General features: G+C 43.6%; 15 protein-coding genes. 8 read left to right on the forward strand and 7 right to left on the reverse strand.

From position 1 onward, the window contains the following. Positions 1–7: 7 nt before the first annotated feature. Positions 8–262, reverse strand: coding sequence for a DUF1289 domain-containing protein (locus Q8W40_RS01155; RefSeq protein ID WP_305395527.1), 255 nt, complete (start codon positions 260–262; stop codon positions 8–10). A gap of 216 nt (positions 263–478) precedes the next feature. On the opposite strand from Q8W40_RS01155, the gene Q8W40_RS01160 reads away from it, so the two are divergent. After that, positions 479–922 carry an META domain-containing protein gene (locus Q8W40_RS01160; protein WP_305395528.1) on the forward strand — a complete coding sequence of 148 codons (444 nt, stop codon included), beginning with the start codon at positions 479–481 and terminating at the stop codon, positions 920–922. A gap of 123 nt (positions 923–1,045) precedes the next feature. On the opposite strand, the gene metE is transcribed toward Q8W40_RS01160, so the two are convergent. Further along, positions 1,046–3,328: a 5-methyltetrahydropteroyltriglutamate--homocysteine S-methyltransferase gene (gene metE / locus Q8W40_RS01165; RefSeq protein ID WP_305395529.1), complete on the reverse strand. Its 2,283-nt coding sequence runs from the start codon at positions 3,326–3,328 to the stop codon at positions 1,046–1,048. 212 nt (positions 3,329–3,540) lie between these two features. On the opposite strand from metE, the gene Q8W40_RS01170 reads away from it, so the two are divergent. Further along, positions 3,541–4,452 (forward strand): LysR substrate-binding domain-containing protein, encoded by a 912-nt coding sequence (locus Q8W40_RS01170; protein ID WP_101112175.1) that lies wholly within the window; start codon positions 3,541–3,543, stop codon positions 4,450–4,452. Positions 4,453–4,532: 80 nt separating this feature from the next. Here the strand turns inward: Q8W40_RS01170 and Q8W40_RS01175 are convergent, their stop codons facing one another. From Q8W40_RS01175 to Q8W40_RS01185, 3 genes are all read right to left on the reverse strand, one after another. Then, a complete protein-coding gene (locus tag Q8W40_RS01175) occupies positions 4,533–4,733 on the reverse strand; it encodes a DUF4250 domain-containing protein (protein WP_305395530.1) in 201 nt (66 codons plus the stop codon). A 73-nt stretch (positions 4,734–4,806) separates the two neighbouring features. Further along, positions 4,807–5,373, reverse strand: a complete 567-nt coding sequence (locus Q8W40_RS01180; protein WP_305395531.1) for a hypothetical protein — start codon at positions 5,371–5,373, stop codon at positions 4,807–4,809. A gap of 219 nt (positions 5,374–5,592) precedes the next feature. Further along, positions 5,593–8,070, reverse strand: coding sequence for a sensor domain-containing phosphodiesterase (locus Q8W40_RS01185; protein WP_305395532.1), 2,478 nt, complete (start codon positions 8,068–8,070; stop codon positions 5,593–5,595). Positions 8,071–8,366: 296 nt separating this feature from the next. Between Q8W40_RS01185 and Q8W40_RS01190 the strand changes: the two genes are divergently transcribed. The 5 genes from Q8W40_RS01190 to Q8W40_RS01210 all read left to right on the forward strand — a co-directional run bounded on the left by Q8W40_RS01190 (position 8,367) and on the right by Q8W40_RS01210 (position 15,642). After that, positions 8,367–8,888, forward strand: a complete 522-nt coding sequence (locus Q8W40_RS01190) for an ABC transporter substrate binding protein (RefSeq protein ID WP_305395533.1) — start codon at positions 8,367–8,369, stop codon at positions 8,886–8,888. A gap of 186 nt (positions 8,889–9,074) precedes the next feature. Continuing rightward, entirely contained in the window at positions 9,075–9,680 is a 606-nt protein-coding gene (locus Q8W40_RS01195) for an ABC transporter substrate-binding protein (protein WP_305395534.1), read from the forward strand. Further along, a complete protein-coding gene (locus Q8W40_RS01200; RefSeq protein ID WP_305395535.1) occupies positions 9,677–11,296 on the forward strand; it encodes a PAS domain-containing protein in 1,620 nt (539 codons plus the stop codon). The genes Q8W40_RS01195 and Q8W40_RS01200 overlap by 4 nt, the downstream gene beginning before the upstream one ends. Before the next feature lie 69 nt (positions 11,297–11,365). Further along, positions 11,366–13,243, forward strand: a complete 1,878-nt coding sequence (locus Q8W40_RS01205; protein WP_305395536.1) for an ATP-binding protein — start codon at positions 11,366–11,368, stop codon at positions 13,241–13,243. 140 nt (positions 13,244–13,383) lie between these two features. Next, positions 13,384–15,642: a YgiQ family radical SAM protein gene (locus Q8W40_RS01210; protein WP_305395537.1), complete on the forward strand. Its 2,259-nt coding sequence runs from the start codon at positions 13,384–13,386 to the stop codon at positions 15,640–15,642. A 112-nt stretch (positions 15,643–15,754) separates the two neighbouring features. Here the strand turns inward: Q8W40_RS01210 and Q8W40_RS01215 are convergent, their stop codons facing one another. Together Q8W40_RS01215 and Q8W40_RS01220 are read right to left on the reverse strand one after the other, a co-directional pair. Beyond that, positions 15,755–16,195 (reverse strand): GtrA family protein, encoded by a 441-nt coding sequence (locus tag Q8W40_RS01215; protein WP_224055358.1) that lies wholly within the window; start codon positions 16,193–16,195, stop codon positions 15,755–15,757. Continuing rightward, positions 16,186–17,748, reverse strand: a complete 1,563-nt coding sequence (locus Q8W40_RS01220) for an ArnT family glycosyltransferase (protein ID WP_370693352.1) — start codon at positions 17,746–17,748, stop codon at positions 16,186–16,188. Before Q8W40_RS01220 ends, Q8W40_RS01215 begins: the two co-directional genes overlap by 10 nt. 381 nt (positions 17,749–18,129) lie before the next feature. On the opposite strand from Q8W40_RS01220, the gene Q8W40_RS01225 reads away from it, so the two are divergent. Then, entirely contained in the window at positions 18,130–19,065 is a 936-nt protein-coding gene (locus tag Q8W40_RS01225; RefSeq protein ID WP_305395850.1) for a 1-aminocyclopropane-1-carboxylate deaminase/D-cysteine desulfhydrase, read from the forward strand. Positions 19,066–19,231: the final 166 nt, after the last annotated feature.

Raw genomic sequence — 19,231 nt, forward strand, 5'->3', positions numbered from 1 at the left:
AATAAAGCTAGAACAAACTTTGTTGAGGACTTTGGTCATCCATCTGCGATAAGGTTTGTTCTTTCTTATTCTGACTTATCATCTTTCTTCGATAGCGTTGACGACAAAGCTTGATGACATGGAGTTGCTGAGCGGGTGTCATATTCAGCCAATCGAAACGTTCTTGCCGGTTACGCATGCATCCTTGGCAATATCCTCGTTCGTCAACTGTGCATACTCGAACACATGGACTCGGCACATTGAAAAACTCCAACTGCTCCATATCCCCTCCTATGCTTAGCGATGACTACTTAATCATAACACTTTACTCACAATACAGCATACTCTACCCATTTGAGTGTTAATCAGGGTAGATTCCTAAAAGAAAATTGAATAACGAAATGTCATGGTTTTATACCCTTGGCAGTATTATTATGACTTTCCATTGACAAGAAACTGAACTTGTTGATTATACTGCACGGGATTTTGAAAACACTTCTTGGAGCTTCGAATGAAAAAGCAACTCGCTCTTATCGCTTTACCTGTTATTTTGGCAGCTTGTACCAGCAACGGAGATGCATCGGTGGTAACCAAAGAGGATTTACAACATCATCACTGGATTCTGACTCAGGTGGATGGACAAGACTACGTAAAACCGGAACACAGTAAACACCCTAACATTGAAGTCGGTGAAAAGTTGACTGTTAATGGTTTCGCTGGTTGTAATGGTTACTTCGGACAAGGCGAATTAAAAGATGGGCAGTTCCGTGTTGAAAATATGGGCATGACCATGATGATGTGCTCCGATGAAATGATGAATACCGAACAGGTGATGTCAGATGCATTAGGAGAGTGGAGCGATGTCACTCTAACGAAAGACACATTGACTCTCAAAAACGACAAACACCAAGTTACCTTTACACTTAGAGACTGGGTAAACTAACCAGAGTTTTATTCAACATATTTTGGAATGAAACGCGCTAAAAGATACAGCAAAAGTTAACAGAAAGCCCCTGCTCATTGAGCAGGGGCTTTTTACCTTTTGGTTAGATGAAGAGATCGGCGGTTATTGCCATTGAGTACGCAATGTTTTAGCCGCATTTACCATGTTTTTAAGTGATGCTTCGGTTTCTTCCCAGTTACGTGTTTTTAATCCGCAGTCTGGGTTCACCCAAAGTCGTTTTGCTGGAATTTTCGCCGCCGCCTTTTCAAGTAGATCAACCATCCACTCTTCTGTTGGAATATTCGGTGAATGGATGTCGTATACACCCGGTCCAATCTCATTTGGATAGTTGAACTCTTCAAATGCTTTCAGCAATTCCATGTTTGAACGAGAAGTTTCAATGGTGATAACGTCGGCATCTAACGCGGCAACAGATTCAATGATCTCGTTAAACTCGCTGTAACACATGTGGGTGTGAATCTGAGTTTCAGGTTTTGCACTGGCCGCAGAAATTTTAAAGGATTCAACCGCCCAGTTTAGATACTCTTCATGGTCACGCTTCTTAAGTGGTAACCCTTCGCGAATCGCAGGCTCATCAATCTGAATAATGTTGATCCCCGCGTCCTGTAAGTCACTCACTTCATCGTGTAATGCAAATGCTAACTGTTGCGCAATTTCTTTACGGGTAACGTCTTCACGTGGGAACGTCCAGCACAAAATCGTAACCGGTCCTGTAAGCATGCCTTTCATTTGCTTACTAGTGAGAGACTGAGCATAAGTAGACCACTCAACGGTCATCGGCTTTTCACGCTCAATATCAGCAACAACAATCGCAGGTTTAACGCAGCGAGAACCGTAACTTTGAACCCAGCCAAACTTGGACGTTTGGAAACCCGCTAAATTCTCCGCAAAATACTCCACCATGTCGTTACGCTCGGCTTCACCATGAACCAGAACATCAAGGTCTAATGCTTCTTGACGCTCGACCGCATCTTTAATGTGACCTTTCAGCGCGGCTTCATAATCGGCTTCCGACAATTTTCCGGTGCGGAATGCACTGCGTTGCGTGCGGATTTCGCTGGTTTGAGGGAATGAACCGATTGTCGTGGTTGGTAGCAGAGGTAACCCCAATACTTCTGCTTGGTGATGGGCACGTTCTTCGTATGGAGCACTGCGGTTAGCTAATTCACTTGTAATGGCGTTAACTCGTGCTTTCACTTGAGGCTTGTTCACATGATCCGCGGTTTTACGGGCAACAATCGGTTGGCTGTAAATTTCACATTCTGCGATGGCTTTCTCGTCACCATTTAAAGCAGCACCAAGCAGGCTAACTTCGCTCAGCTTTTGTTTCGCAAACGCGAACCAGCTTTTCACTTCTTCGGTTAACTCAGTTTCGAGTTCAAGATCGATTGGGCTGTGCAGTAAAGAACAAGAACTGCCAATCCAAAGATTTTCACCCAGTTTTTCTTTCACTGGTTGCAGCTTTTTCAACCAAGCATTCACGTCTGCACGCCAAACGTTACGTCCATTGACCACTCCAGCAGATAACACCCAGTTTTCAGGCAATTTGTTAACGACCGCGTCTAGTTGCTCAGGTGCCGCTGAAAGATCGACGTGTACACCGTTAATTGGAAGTGCGGTGATGTAATCGAAATGTTCTTCTACTGAATCAAAGTAAGTGGTCAGAAGAAGTTTTACATCACTCTGAATAACTTGGTAAGCCAGCTTAAATGAATCCAACCACGGTTTGTCTAACTCTAGACCAAGGATAGGTTCGTCAATCTGAACCCACTCAACACCTAGCTCTGCCAGTTTCGCTAAAATCGCTTGGTAAGCTGTAAGAAGGCGTGGAAGGAGTGTAAGGCGATCAAACCCCTCTTCAACTTCTTTACCCAAGAACAGGTAACTTACCGGACCAAGAAGAACTGGTTTTACTTCATGTCCAGCTTGAATGGCTTCGTTTACTTCTTCAAAAAGCTGCGGCCAGCTCACTTCAAATGAAGCATCGCTGCTGAATTCAGGAACAATGTAGTGGTAATTAGTGTTGAACCACTTCGTCATATCGGATGCTGCAGAGCCGCAACCACAACTGGATTGTGACTGACCGCGACCAACGCGGAACAGTGTATCGAGATCTGGGAAACCTTCTTTATGTCGTGAAGGGACATTCCCCAATAGTAAACTGGTAGTCAGTACATGGTCGTACCATGCGAAATCACCTGCGGCTACATAACTCAGCCCACTCTCGGTTTGATCTTTCCAATGGCGCTGTCTTAATTCGCTGCCCACTTCCTTAAGCTCTTGCTGTGAAATTTCACCTCGCCAATATTTTTCCTGCGCAAATTTTAGTTCTCGTTTCTCACCAACACGTGGATAGCCGAGGATATGAGTCTTAGTCGTTGCCATAGTTATTATTCCTTGCACATAAATTTAAGAAGTCTGGATGGCTAAAATATCTCTCGAATCGCCTAGTTGAGCAAATTCCATTTATTCAACTTGTTTATTATTTTTTTTCATGTTTTAAATTTTATTTAGCCATCTAGACGTTTACAAAGAGGTCAAAAGCTCGTATTTTATGAACATATGTCATAGAGAACATGGAAAAGTGAGAGAAGCTCATGATTGAATTGAAGCATCTGAGAACATTGACATCATTAAGGGATACCGGATCACTAACAGCAACAGCAACCGCCCTGCACTTAACGCAGTCGGCACTTTCTCATCAGATAAAGGATTTAGAATCGCGCATTGGTGGGCAGCTCTTTTTGCGTAAAACAAGACCTGTAAAATTCACCTCTGAAGGCGAAATACTGCTCAAAGTCGCCGACGAAGTTCTGCCTAGGCTAGCGATGGCAGAAAGTGAACTCGCCAGTCTTAAGGAAGATGTTAATGGTCGGTTGCACATGGCCATTGAGTGCCATTCCTGTTTTCAATGGCTCATGCCCGCTCTAAAGGAATATCAGCTCGCGTGGCCCAGCGTTACATTGGATTTTTCTTCCGGTTTTGGGTTCGAACCACTACCGGCATTGATGGGAGGGGAGCTCGATTTGGTCATTACCTCCGACATTCAGCCAAAATCAGAAGTGCACTATGAGCCTTTGTTTGATTTTGAAATGAGATTAGTGACTTCAACCACCCACCCACTTGCAGAATTGGAAAGTATTCAACCGCACGATTTAGCCGATCAAACGATCATTACCTACCCTGTGCAAAAGCAAAGGTTAGACATTGTTAAACATTTCCTTCAGCCAGCAGGCGTCGAGCCCGCTAAATGGAAGCAGTGCGATAACACGTTAATGCTGGTTCAAATGGTTTCTGCTGGGTTAGGTGTCGCCGCTTTACCAAATTGGGCGGTCATTGAGTTTTCACGGCAAGGGTTGATCACAAGTAAGCCACTGTCGGATGGGCTTTGGAGAAGGCTATTTGCAGCCACTCGCAGCAGCGAAAGCAAAAAAAGGTACCTACAAGCGTTCTTCAACACTGCTCGACAGCAATGCAAAAGTCATCTTGAAGGGATTAAGTTAGCGTAGCGAAAATCGGATACCCAAACCCTGAAATTCAAAACCCCGAGCCTAAGTGGATAAGCCATTTGGGTTTCGAATTTTTCGCGTTATCGATCGTAAGATTTAAATTGGTTCGTGAGTGGATCGTACTGATAGCCCACCACATCCAGCTTGCTCACCAAGCTTTCAACGTCCATTTCATAGGTCGTAATCAACTCTTCAAAACTATCGCATTCCAAACGCAATTTTTCGTTCACTATGCCCAGCAATATGATGCTATCGAGGTTGGTGATGTTACTCAGATCCATGGCACTTTCCCCTTTTCAGGTTACCTACTAAAAGGTTAGCGTCTATTAGGAAAAGTGCTATTTGATGGAAGTATTATATTAGAGACTGGAACCCAAATTGTGATGCAAGTAAACAACACACTGCCACACTCAACTGAATTTTAGTTGGCGTTTGGTTAAACAACATATGCCAGCACCAAATTAGGAGCGCAGTGATTAACATCGCAAAGCCCGCTAAAATTTGAGTGGTAAAGTGCTCTATGGCTTCAGGAGGAAGCTGGTATGCCTGAACTAATGAGACGACGGCAAAGAGCATTCCGCTGACGATACCGGTAATAGGTAATATACGATGGAAGGCTTGTAATCGAGAGCGAGAAACTACCAACATAAGCTGCGCAAATGCCGCACCTAACAAGATGCCAGAAATAGCAACATTGACCCCACCCCAAAATGTGAAACTTTGCGCTATCACATGTGCGAGTGCTATCAATCCACTCAATGCTGATAAATTCAATATGTGGAAAGAGCCCGTTTCACGTGTTTTTCCCGTTTGGACTTTAGAATAAAACGCAACTAACACGCCGGCTGTGACCAATCCAAGCAAGCTAATGGTCGCTGTGGCTATCCATAACGCGATGAAGGCAGGCAAAAGTTTATGCAAGCGGCCTCTTTGCCCTGGGCAAATGTTCCCTTTTTGCAGCACTAAAGTGATAACCAATTGTGCCCCTAGTGTCATCGGAAGCAATTGAGCGAGAAAATAATCAAGCATTATTAGGCAGAGTTACGTCATTCAAAATTGTGGCACGGATAATAACAGACTCTAATTATCCAAGTAACCACCTTTAACAACTCGTTAGCCTTACGTTACACCCTAATAACCTCAACTGGCTAAAAACTTGAGCACTTTGTTCTTGGTCACTATGCCTAAACATTCTCCTTTATCTCCGGCGATCACCCAAGGCAATGGGACGCCTTTTTTAACAAGTGCTGGAACATCTTTAAGTAACGTCGCGTGGCTAAGAACGGTAAATTTCGTTTTCATAACTTGACTAAGCTTGCGTTTTAGAATTTGCGTATCGCGTTGCGTTTCTAACTTAGTACCAAACGTTGAAGTCATATGAAGGTTATACACTTCCCTATCAATCACCCCAACGCAATGTAAGCTGTCTGTCACCACCATGGCTTCTAAATCTGTTCGCAGGAAAATCTCATGCACTTCACTCAGTGCCGTACTGGGTTCTAAAAATGGTGACATTTGTTCATGCAAGCTCAGTATTCCTGCCCCCTGCTTGGGTAAAGAAAAGCGACGCAATTCGTTCTGTTTTTTCACGTAGTGACGTGCTGTTTCAATATCATCAATAGAAACGGGTTTTGAGAAGTAATAGCCCTGTATGTAATCCACATTCAACCCAGTAAGCACTTCAATTTCTTGTATGGTTTCAACACCTTCGGCAATCACTTTAACGCCTAGGGTATGAGAAAGATCCACCAGCATTTTCACAATGAAGTATTTGTGTGTGCCTATTTCTATATCGAATATGAATTCTCTATCGATTTTAAGATAGTCGAAGTGGCCATTGCTTAAGTAAGTAAAAGACGAATACCCTGTACCAAAATCATCAATCGCGACTTTAACGCCTCTTTGTCTCAGTGCTTTCAATGCCTGTATATGGCAATCTTCACTGTCAAAATAGGCACTTTCTGTGAGTTCAATGGTCACCAATTTAGGGTCAACACCCGACTCCTCGACCATATTTAGAGTGTTTGTTAGCACTTGTTGCGCACTCATTTTGGTATTAAGAGATCGATTTATCGTAATCCCCACATGCTTGCCAAAGTGACGATGAATTCTTTCAAGATAATGCAACGACTTGGAACCAATAATTTTATCTAGGGTCGACACAAGGTTCAGGTCTTCAGCTATATTGATCATTTCTTGAGGTGTATATTGGAGCCCTTCAACAGAAGGAAAGCGGCAAAGTGCTTCAAACTTAATGACTTGCCAGGTTTCAGTGGAAACAATAGGCTGAAAGTGCACGTCGATGTTTTCTTTCTTGATAAAATCTGTCAAAAGCTCCTCGAGCTTCTTCCTTCGAACCGTTTCTTCATGCATAGAACGGTCGAAGAAGCTAATGTTGTACCCTTTTTTACTCGAATGCTGTTCCAACATCGCTTGAGTCGCATGAGTAACCAACATTTTAGGATTATTGGTATCATGCCCAAGAACAGATACGCCAATTTTCCCTCTTGTGACGAGCTTGAAAAGATGTTCGTTACCAAACTGACGAATAGCCGTCATGAAGCGCCTGATCTCGCTATGGATAGCCCTAACCCTATTGGCAGAACTGACGCATTTTAGTGCGCACACAAACAAGTTGTCGCCTTTGTAGCCACAAAGGTATTGCTCATCCACCTGAGCAACCGCGTTCGAAAACGCAACCCTCTGCTCTAACGTTGAGTCATCATCGAACGCAGGTTCTATTGCCAAAACAATAATGGTATGAGAATGGCTGTAATGTTTAACAATGTTGGCTAATTTTGATTTGAATTCATCTTCATTAGGAAGTTGCGTCAGCAGTTCAATCCCACCATATTCCGTATCGGCAATTCGGTACAAGTGATTGGATAAATCGACAGTAAAACCCACGAAATATGTTTTACCATTCGCCATCTCCACTTTCTGGATAGTGAGATCTTGAGGCTCTGTTTGACCATTTGCTCGCTTCGACAAAATGGTACCGCTCCAGTGACCCTCTCTATGAATCAATCGCCAAATTTCTTCAAAGAAGGTATCACTGTGTTTTCCTGCGTTGAACAGGCTCGTTTTTTTGCCCAACAGATCATTAAATTGATAGCCCGAACGTTCTATAAAATAAGGGTTGCAAGCCAATATCCGAGTATCGCTGTCGGTGATAACAATACCATGGTGCCGGTTCTCAAATATCGCTTGAAAAATTTGCCCGATTTCGTACATAGAAGATAAGTAGAACAACGGTCGGATATAACCCAAAAGAACATCACCTTCTGCCCGACTTACTTCGACTTCACAATAAATAAGTAACCCTTTCGTTGGGGTTAGAACACAGAAAATAGAGTGTTTCGAATTGCATTCATGCGTTGACTGAAGCGCGCCTACCAGCATTTTTTTATCGTTTACTGGCATTATTTTCAAAAGATCAGCAATAGTCTGAACTTTAAACTGGCTATAAATACTTTCGACTAAAAAGGGGTCTAGAAACTGAAATTCGTCACTACTGGCATTCCAACGCCAATTTGCGGCTTTATAACCCTGCACCTCCCCTTCTTCCCCACTGGAAATACTCATAGCGTTCAACACTGAAATTAGAGATGTGTTCATATTATATGCAACCCCTTACATTGCAACTAAGAACTCTTATTACATTCAAGCAAACTCTTAAATAATCGGGCGTGACTGGATCAACATTTGTTTGAAAAAAAAGCAATTCATCCAAATTAGCTACTGTTGTGTGATGTCACTCCCTTTTCATAAAAGCGCAAAAATCGCTCACCAATATATTGGCGTTTCTTTGCTCCTCACACTTGAAACACCCTCAATCTCTCCTAGCCTTATCTTTAGGCAGTTAGCTCTAAAGCCACTCGTGTCCATCGAACAAATGACAAGAGAAATAATCAATGGGACGTTCCAATTCAGCTCAACCAAAACCATATACTTATTATTGCCATGCACTCATTCTCCAATGGTCAAACAGACACATTGTATTAATTTCATTCATCGTCATATCACTTGGGATAATCACACCGAGCCAGGTTTTTGCTACAACGGTAAACGTGAATTACGTGATTGGGCTAGCAACATGGAGCGGTTATCCAGATAGCGTGGCTGGCTTTAAAGCTGGGCTTGCCGTATATGGAATACAGGAAGGAAAAAACGCCTCGTTCATTATGGGCAAAACAGGTGCTAACAAAGAATTACAAACCAAAGTCGCCAACAAAATCAAAGATGCTCGACCAGATTTGGTTTACTCATTGACCACTCCGGGCACAACCATCATCAAGAACGTACTGCCGACAAGCACACCAATTGTATTTTCGATTGTGACTTATCCGGCCGATTCAGGGTTGATATACCCAAGTAACCTCAAGATGCTTGTTTCAGCGAGAATTAACTGGCTTTCAGGCAAGGCATCGATTTGAAGATCTAGTCATTCTAAATCAAGAATCGCTAACGCAGTATGCAAGCCAGTTAAACTCGCCCTTGGGAGCCCATATTCTGCCTCACTTCATCGTCAAAGAACTTGGAAAGGACTCGTCATTCCACAGCGTTCTTTTCCTTGAATTGAAACAGAATATGAGGCTCTGAATCCTGCACCTTGAGGTCACTTGGGTATAGATTCGTTCGATTATTCAGGCAACAACCTCGTTGGCACCAGTAACTATGTGTCTAACAAACACTATGTCGCTCTACTTAAAAAGGTTCTTCCAGAGACTCGAAAAATAGCGATTTTTCACCGTAAGGGAGAGCCTAATTCTAAAATCCAGGCTTCCAATATTTTACGGCTAATGAAAAAAGAAGGGATTGCGGTAGAAATTTTGGCAGCAACAAGCGTAGATCACGTATCTGAACTGGCCATGGACCAACTAGGTAAGGTCGATGTTTTTATGACCACCACTGACACCCTTATGCAATCGGGAGGGGAAGAAGCACTCATTACTCTATCTCATCAACACAAAATTCCGATTTTAAGCTCCAATAAATCCGGCATTTTGAAAGGCTCTACCTTTGGACCCGTCGCCGATTTCTATACGCTTGGGAAAATGGCAGGTGAGAAAGCAGGACAGATCTTAGTTAATGATGTGCCACCAACGCAACTTCAATCCGAGCTCCAAGATCCACCGCTCTTTATGGTTAATACAAGAGCAATAAACATGATGGGAATATCCGTTTCAGTCGACATTCGTGATCAACTCATTTGGGTCGACGAATGAAACTCACCACTAAGGTTGTTTTTACTGTCATTACGACACTCAGTATTCTCATGGCTGTAATGGGATATTTACTGGTATCCAACACAAAATCCGAGATGTCTGAACGCTTATACAATGAGATGGCTCTAGACTCTAGCTACGCACTGAAGCGCCTAGATACAAACATTGAAGGCAACATTGCGATGGCTAACGTCATCTCTAAAAACAGAGACATAGCGAAAGCACTCGACTTACTGGAAAACAGAGGGATTAACCAGATACTGAATAGCTTGCTAGAGGTGTACCCGTTAATAAATTACATATTAATTCTCGATGAGGAAAACACCGTATTTGCCACGTCCACCGTCGACACGGAAGGCAATAAAATTAACGGAGAAAGGCTGTTGCTGGAAAGTGTTACTCAGCACCCTATGTACAAGGGCTCCAAAGAAGGCAAAACCGTCATTAGCGACATTCTCTACGACCCTTACCTTCCTACACTAGGGTTAGACCAGCACTTATCGCAATGGTTTATAGCTGAAATTAAGATACGAGGCCGGAGTTTAGGTAAAGTCATCATCTCAACAAATTGGACTCAAATTGCCTACGACTTACTCGGAGAAGTCAATCAGTCCATCATCAACGCAGGCCGACCGCTTAAGCTCGTCTTACTCACCGACATGGAAGATAAAATCTACGCGTCCTATGCGCAAGGCGATCTTCTTCTTTCTAACAATACCTATTCACAAGGGAAAACGTACGTACAAAGCCACTCCGAGCTGACGGCAAGTAAAATACTAGATCGTACAGGTGCAGCGCTCAAAGCGGTGGTTGTTTATGATAAAGACAAAGCTTTTCAACCTATCTACGACTCGAATCAATTCGTTTTACTCTCATTTATCACAGGCAGCTTCGTAATCGCCACGGTTATTGTTGTACTCCTAAGAAAGCTGGTTTTGCACCGTCTCGCTTTGTTGCACCGAGCGACTTACCATATTGGACAAGGCAATCTGGATATCAACATTCCTTCGCTTGGGAAAGATGAGCTCGCGGAGCTGGGACAAGCGATTAACGGAATGGTGGATGGCCTGCAATCCAAAACCACGTCCATTGAGCGCCTTAATGAAGAAATATTCGCCCGTAAAGAAGCGCTCAAAGAAAAAGAAATCAAAGATCTGCAGCTTTCTGAAGCAAATAAATACATCAAAGGCATTAGCGATAACGCTCCCCAATTGTTCTCTTATGTCGATAAAGATCTTCACTACAGGTTTGTAAACCGAGCTTACCAAGATTGGTTTGGGTTACCGGAAAATGAAATCTTAAATCAGCATATAAAGCTCATACTTGGAGAAAAAATATTCAATGAAGTTCTCCCTTATCTAGAGCAAAGTCTGGCAGGTAAAGAAACTCAATTTGAAAGCCGAATAGATGCTGGATTGGGGCAATCTAGGCATATCAGAGCAACATATTTGCCAGATATAGTAGATGGAGAAGTCGCGGGTGTTTTTGTGTCCGTTGAGGATTTAACCAACATTAAAGAATCGGAAGAAAAGCTGAAAGAAACCGTGTCTTTAATGGAAACCATATTGCACTCAGCTGAGAACGGGCTGCTTGTCACCGACAAACATGGCCACTAACTAAAATTGAATCAGCAATTCTGTCAAATTTGGCAGCTTCCAAGCTTGTACACCCAAGAAGGTGGTTCATTGAGTTTCGTTCACCAAATTCGCTCTCAGCTTGTTGACCCATCTTCATTCACACTCTCCCCTGATCAGTTAAATGCTGGCAGCCTTGAGCGCTCGTTCGACACGTTAGAACTTAGAAATGGGAAGATTATAGAGAGAATTTCTCACCCAATGTTGCAAGAAGGAACACTTGTAGGGCGAGTATGGAGTTTTAGAGATATCACCGATCAAATTGAGTATGAAAAAACAATATTGGATGCAAAAAACAAAGCCGTGGAAGCGGCAAAAGCCAAAAGTGAATTTCTTGCCAATATGAGCCATGAAATACGAACTCCAATGAATGGTGTACTAGGCATGTTAGATCTCATTAATAAAAATGAGCTTACCGATAGTCAGAGCCACTACCTAAATTTGGCTCAATCCAGTGCCAAATCTCTTCTCACCATCATTGACGATATTTTAGATTTCTCCAAAATCGATGCAGGAAAGTTAGATTTGGAAGAAGTAAATTTCGACCTATTAGAGTTGCTTAATCGATTCAAAGAAATCAGTGTTATCAAAGCGCAAGAAAAACAAATCAGTTTCCATTTAGATACTCAAAATGTTTCTACTCCATTGGTAAAAGGCGACCCAACAAGGCTTATTCAAATATTGAATAATCTAGTGGGTAACGCTTTCAAGTTCACCGACCAAGGTGAAATCAAAGTTGATGCTCAACTCACGAAAGCCGAAGGCGAACTTTTAGTCTTTCAGTGCTCGGTAACGGATTCAGGAATCGGCATTAAGAAAGAGCAGCTAAGTGTGTTGTTTGATGCCTTTACACAGGCCGACACCTCAACCACACGTCAATTTGGCGGCACTGGCTTGGGTCTTTCCATCACGAAACAACTGTGTTTACTGATGGGTGGGTCGTTAGAAGTCTCTAGCCAGCTAGGACAAGGTTCTACCTTCTCTTTCTCTATTCAGCTCCGAGAAGGTGACGCTACAATGGAAAACTTACCTCACGAAACAGCATTCGATTCTCAATATTTAACATCAAGCGAGTCGAAATCAAAACATGAGCAACACGTGGTCACAGATCCGCATTTGAAACAAGCACAAAACCGAATCCTGCTGGTAGAAGACAACGATATCAATCAACTTGTCGCACAAGGAATGCTTGAAAACCTAGGCATCCGATCAGATATTGCTGGAAACGGTCTCGCGGCTCTCCAATCGTTGCAATCTTCCATACCCTATCAACTGATTTTAATGGATTGCCAAATGCCTGAAATGGATGGATATGAAGCCACAATGGCGATCAGAGACGGAGAAGCGGGACAAAACTACAAAAGCATTCCAATTATTGCCATGACAGCCAACGCCATGAAGGGTGATATGGAAAAATGTCTTGCTGCAGGCATGAACGATTACATAAGCAAACCCGTTAACCCAGAGAGCTTAGAATCGGTGTTATCAAAATGGCTTAATTTCTCTTCAAACCACTCAAACTCTTCAATCTCCTCAAACCCTTTAAATTCCAGTACCAGCATGAATGAACACAGTGCCGTAAGCGATCAGAATGATCCTATATGGGATGAACGTGAAGCTCTGCATATGATGTTCAACGATAAAGGCGCTTTAAACGTCGTGCTCAGTGCTTTTATGGAGGAAACTCCAGAACAAATTCACCAGCTTATCTCTGCCATTGATAACGGAGATGTCAGTGAAATAAAAGTCCACTCTCATACCTTGAAGGGGACAAGTAGCCAGATTGGTGCGCACAACCTTTACACTTTGATGGATGAAATTGAAAAACAGGTAAAATCCCAAAATCAGCTTCCGGATCCTAGTGTAATTGCACGTATTTCTGAGCACCAAGAACAACTGTTTTCAAGGCTAAATCAATACCTTTCTTAGCAGGTATGAAATATCGATTGAGCCTTTATGCGTAAGCCCTACAGCGTCATAAATACGAATGATTCTCATGTAAAATGATAACCTAGTCAGGAAGGTTTTATGTCGCTATAATTCCCGCCTCCTAACGCTGAGGTCAAAAAATGCACAACAAACCCACTCCAATCGATCAATATCCAAAATACTGGGCTGAATGTTACGGTGTCGCCCCTTTTCTGCCCACCAGTAGAAAAGAGATGGATGCACTTGGTTGGGACAGTTGCGATATCATCATCGTCACTGGTGACGCTTACGTCGACCACCCAAGTTTTGGTATGGCTATTATTGGACGCCTTTTAGAGGCACAAGGTTTTCGTGTAGGTATTTTGGCTCAGCCAGAATGGCAAGATAAATCCGATTTCATGAAACTCGGTAAACCAAACCTCTTTTTTGGTATTACCGCGGGCAACATGGATTCAATGATCAACCGTTACACCGCAGACAAAAAGCTTCGTCACGACGATGCATACACACCGAATAATGAAGGTGGAAAACGCCCAGACCGCGCAACCTTGGTTTACTCTCAGCGTTGCCGAGAGGCATACAAAGACGCCCCCATCGTTTTAGGTGGCATTGAGGCGAGCCTTCGTCGTATCGCGCACTACGATTATTGGTCAGACAAAGTTAGACGTTCGGTTTTGTTCGATGCTAAAGCCGATATTCTATTGTTTGGTAACGCGGAAAGAGCGTTAGTGGAAGTGGCTCATAGGCTGGCAAATGGCGAAGATATTTCCACTCTCACTAGCATTCGTGGCACAGCAGTAAACCTAGCTGCTGCCCCAGAGCATTTCAAAGTTATTGATTCTTCTCGCATTGAAAAGCCGGGAAAAGCGTTCGTTCCAACGAACCCTTACCAGGTAGAAACTCAATGTGAGACAAAGCCGAAGGAAGAAGAAAAGGTAGCCAAAGCTGTCACTATTCAACCTTCAAGGCACGATGCAAAAACCACCGCAGTGAGAATCCCCCCTTTCGAAAAGCTGAAAAACGACCGTATTCTCTACGCGCATGCCAGCCGAATCATGCACCTGGAAACTAACCCATATTCCGGTCGCGCGCTCATTCAAAAGCACGGAGATCGCGAACTTTGGGTGAACCAAGCGCCGATTCCACTGACAACAGAAGAAATGGATTTTGTGTTTGGGCTGCCTTACGCCCGCGTTCCACACCCTATGTATGGTAATGCGAAGATCCCCGCTTATGACATGATTAAAACCTCGGTCAATATCATGCGTGGTTGTTTTGGCGGCTGCTCTTTCTGTTCGATAACAGAGCACGAAGGACGTATCATTCAGAACCGTTCGAAAGAGTCGATTCTTAACGAGATGGAAGAAATTCGCGATAAAGTCCCAGGCTTTACCGGTACCATTTCCGATTTAGGCGGACCAACGGCCAACATGTATCGCCTAGGTTGCTCCGATCCACGTGCAGAACAGAACTGTCGAAGACCTTCCTGTGTATTCCCGGGGATATGCCATAAGCTAGACACCGACCACAAGCACACCATCGATTTGTATCGAGAAGCGCGCAAGGTAAAAGGCATCAAGAAAGTCATGATCGCGTCTGGCGTTCGCTACGACTTAGCCATCGAATCTCCAGAATACGTGAAAGAGCTCGTCACGCATCACGTAGGTGGCTATTTGAAAATAGCGCCCGAGCACACAGAGAAAGGCCCGCTAGATAAGATGATGAAGCCGGGCATGGGCACCTATGACCGATTCAAAGAAATGTTTGAAAAGTTCAGTAAAGAAGCAGGGAAAAAACAGTATTTGATCCCTTACTTCATTGCTGCGCACCCAGGTACTGAAGAAGAAGACATGGTGAACTTGGCACTGTGGTTAAAATCGAATAATTTTGAGTGCGACCAAGTCCAGAACTTCTACCCGTCACCGATGTGTAATGCGACCTCCATGTATTACTCGGAAACCAATCCACTCAAGCGAGTGAAATACAAACAACGTGAAGATATCCCCGTTGCTAAAGGAGAAAGGCAGCGACGCTTACACAAAGCGCTGCTTCGTTACCATGATCCAGCTAACTGGCCAATCATTCGCGAAGCACTGATCAGCATGGGCAAAAAGCACCTTATTGGCGATAAACCTGGCTGCTTGATTCCAGCGGAAGATCTCGACTCGAAAACGCCTGCGCAGCGCCGCCGTTCAGGTAGGCATGGTGCAAACCGCTTTGCGACCAAGCATACCAAGAATCAACCCGATATCCGTAAGCCTGATAGCCGTAAAGAAAATGGAAAGGGTAAGCCTTCTACCAAGCCGAAGTCCAAAGGACAAGGTAAACCAGCGCATCAATCTGCTGACTCTAACAAGCCAAAAAACAAACAGAAACATCGCGCTAAGGCACATCAATAATACTTAGAAAGGTACAAGTATTGTTATTGATGGAGCCAGAGACAAAAAATGCGACCAATTGGTCGCATTTTTATTTGTTTTTTCAGAGTTAAGGCTTACAGCTAGGCCTTCATTAACTGGTTTCTTTGTCGGCAAATACCCACTTCGAACTCAAGAAGTAGTTACTGAACATTCCAACTAAAATTCCCGCGACAAGCGCCACAAAAGGCATGGCTCCTTGATCGCCAAAAACGGCGATTACCAGTTTGAACACACCTAGGTTGGGTATCGCAGAACAGACCGCCGCAACCATGTGTTTTTGCCACTGCTTCGCTTTATTGGACTTTTCTCTGTCACTGAACGTCAGTACTCGGTTTCCAACCCATGTCGCGGTTGCCGCTAAAACAAACGCGATAACACGCGAAGAAAATATCGGCATTTCTGCAACATAATACAGAAGCGAAAATACCGCGGTATCGACTAAAAAGCCGATACCGCCAACAAAGGCAAACTTAAACAGCCGATGCTGAAATAGTTTATGCTGCAAAGCCTTAAGCTGAGAAATCACTGGCACAGGTAACGCGAGCGTTTAGGCGATGCTACTTCGAACGTACAAGACAAGTTGTACTTCTCTACAAAGTTTCCGATACGCTCATTAGGCCCAACGATGTAATACCCATTCTCATGACCTTTCAGTTGATCCAGTGTATGCATTCGCTTCGCCTGACCAAAACTGTAGTACTGACCAGAGAACGGTCGCCCGCCTTCTACATAGAACGTAGGCTTACTGTGATCGATATCGATGAACAGCATTTTGTCGCTACGCTCATTACCTGTTTTGAACATCACTACACAGATAGCAATAATCAGAATGATTGGCGAGATATACGAAGTAAACGTAAACCAGTTGAACGTAAATTGTTTCCCTCGGAACATAAACGCAATGCCAGAAACAACAAGCGCAACAGCAGCAACATACATAATGATCGCATCATTCTTAAGTTCGCTTGCCACATAGACGGATACCAACGTAATAATCAGCCCTGTAATCGCAATGAACTTAAAGTATGTAGCCTTGTAACTCACTTTATCTTCTGCTAAATACGCCACTAATAACGCAAACGCGGGCATACCTGGCAGAACGTAGGTAGCAAGAATATTGCCCGAGAACGTAAATAGAATGAGTGGTGAGAGTACCCAGAACAAGAGGAATACAAATACCCCAGGTAATTCAGCAAACTTTTCTTTCAGTCTTGTGAATCGAAAAACCGCAAGCAGAGGCAATACAATAGACCAAGGCAGAGCCGCCAACATCAAAAATAGCCATATCATGCCTCTTGGTTCGTCGTGTGCATTACCGTAGCGATCCCCTTCCCAACCGCTCACAAGGAATCGGTTAAAGTGTTCGCCTACAATAAAGTATTCTAAGAACCCTGGGTTTGCTTGCTCGGCTAAGATGTACCACGGCAGCGCAATCACACACATTAGGATTAAGCCGCCAACGATTGGAAAACGCTTCCAAAGTTGTACGAACGCGCCGATAAAGCCATGTTGAATAATCAGGAATGGAAGAACGGATAGCCCCATCAATACGATGGCCATCGGCCCTTTAGCCAATAGTGCAAGACCTAACCCAGCAAACCCGATGTAGCCCCATATCTTTTCGCCTCGCCAGCAAAAGAAGAACCCTATCATGGCGAGCGTTAGAGAGAACGTTAGCGCCATATCCGTCATGACAGCGCCAGATGAGATAGAGAATACAGGGATGGTTGCCATGACTACCGCGGTTTTTAGCGGATTAATGCCAACACGTTTTGCAAAAAAACATCCCAAAGCGATGGTTAGAACTCCGACAACCCAATGAGGGAATCGAACGGCAAATTCTGATACACCGAAAACTTCAATGCCCACAGCACTCAGCCAAGTAAACATCGGCGGTTTGCCCAAGAATGGCTCATCGTAATCAAACATAGGCGTTAACCAGTTACCGGTTTCCACCATAATTCGAGCCTGCTCACCGTATCGAGCTTCCGTTGTATCCATCAGCGGCATAATACCCAAAGACACAAGCCTTATTAGCAAGGCTGCACCTAGTAAGAACCACAAATGTTTCGAAGTTAGCTTCACTTCTCTACCTCTATCAATTCAAATCCCTTACGTGAGATATATCAAAATCAAGTAAGTTCATTCTTTATGTCATTCATTTCAATTCCAATACCCCTGATGCTCTATGAAAATGCGCCCTCCTAATCTTGCTGGCTGCGAGCTAAACGAATAGCAAGCAAACCTATCGACATGAAAACCTGTCAACATGCAGACTGGGCGTTTGGGCGGTAATGAAATCAAGCATCTAACTTTGGGTAAAAGTCTGTGTCGCACAAAAGAAAATGCACGAAGGCTGCATTATACCCAAGTCGTATGAAGTTGCGAGGATCACTTTGCAATGCCACTCTCAATGAGAAACAAGATTCTGTTAGACTACAGCTTTATCGCAACACCCATATCGCTATGAAACTTCAAGCCAGCCCAATTACTCAACACTGCGTTGATGACATTACTTTTTACCTAAAGAGAGATGAACTCCTTCATCCACAATTCAGCGGCAACAAAGCCAGAAAATTTATGCAGCTGCTGAACACCGAATACCCAGAAGTAAAAACGGTTATTGGGCACGGTTCTGTTCAAGCCAACTCTTTGTATTCGTTAGCCGCACTCGCCCACTTAAAAGGGTGGAGCTTCGAGTTTTACGTGGATCATATCCCGTCTTATGTATTAGAAAACCCCAAAGGTAACTACCGCGCAGCGCTGGATTTAGGGGCAAAGATTATTGATGTAAGCCAATTGGAACGCGACAGAGACAATGCACTAAATAGCGAGCGCTACATAAAAGAGATCAGAAAGCCCGACAACCGTTGCCTTTTTATTCCAGAAGGTGGCCGAAGCGAGTTGGCAGAATATGGCGTAAAGCAGCTTGCAAATGAAATATTGGATTGGAAAAAAGAAGCAAACATTGCTTCCCTTACCGTAGCCCTCCCTTCCGGTACGGGGACGACCTCTCTTTACCTCAATAAGCACTTAGAAAAGCACAATATTCGAGTAGTCACCTGCGCATGCGTTGGCGGCGATGAATACCTAATGCAACAATGGCAATCGCTAAACGAAGAACAGTTTCCACATATTTTAAATACAGGAAAAAAGCACCACTTTGGCAAACTCTACCAAGCCGATTTTGATATGTGGAAAAAACTAAAAGAACAAACCGAAATCGAATTCGACCTGCTCTACGACCCACTAATGTGGCGCTGTTTAATGCGAGAATACTCACAGGAACAGCACGGGACGTTACTCTACATCCACCAAGGTGGATTGCTAGGTAATGAAACTATGTTACCTAGGTATTTGAGGAAGTTTAGGAATAAGCCCAAAAACGAAAAAGACGCCTAAAGGCGTCTTTTCTTAAAGAATGGGAGTGAGGATATCAGGAATAATAGACATCCCATTAAAAAACAATGAGTTATAGTCAATCGATTTTCGAGGATATACACTCTTTCGTACATGCTATTTTTATGACCAATGTCATTTCCGCGTTTTTTAGCTAAATCAACTGTTA

The sequence above is a fragment of the Vibrio penaeicida genome (assembly GCF_030689305.1).
Lineage (GTDB): Bacteria > Pseudomonadota > Gammaproteobacteria > Enterobacterales > Vibrionaceae > Vibrio > Vibrio penaeicida_B.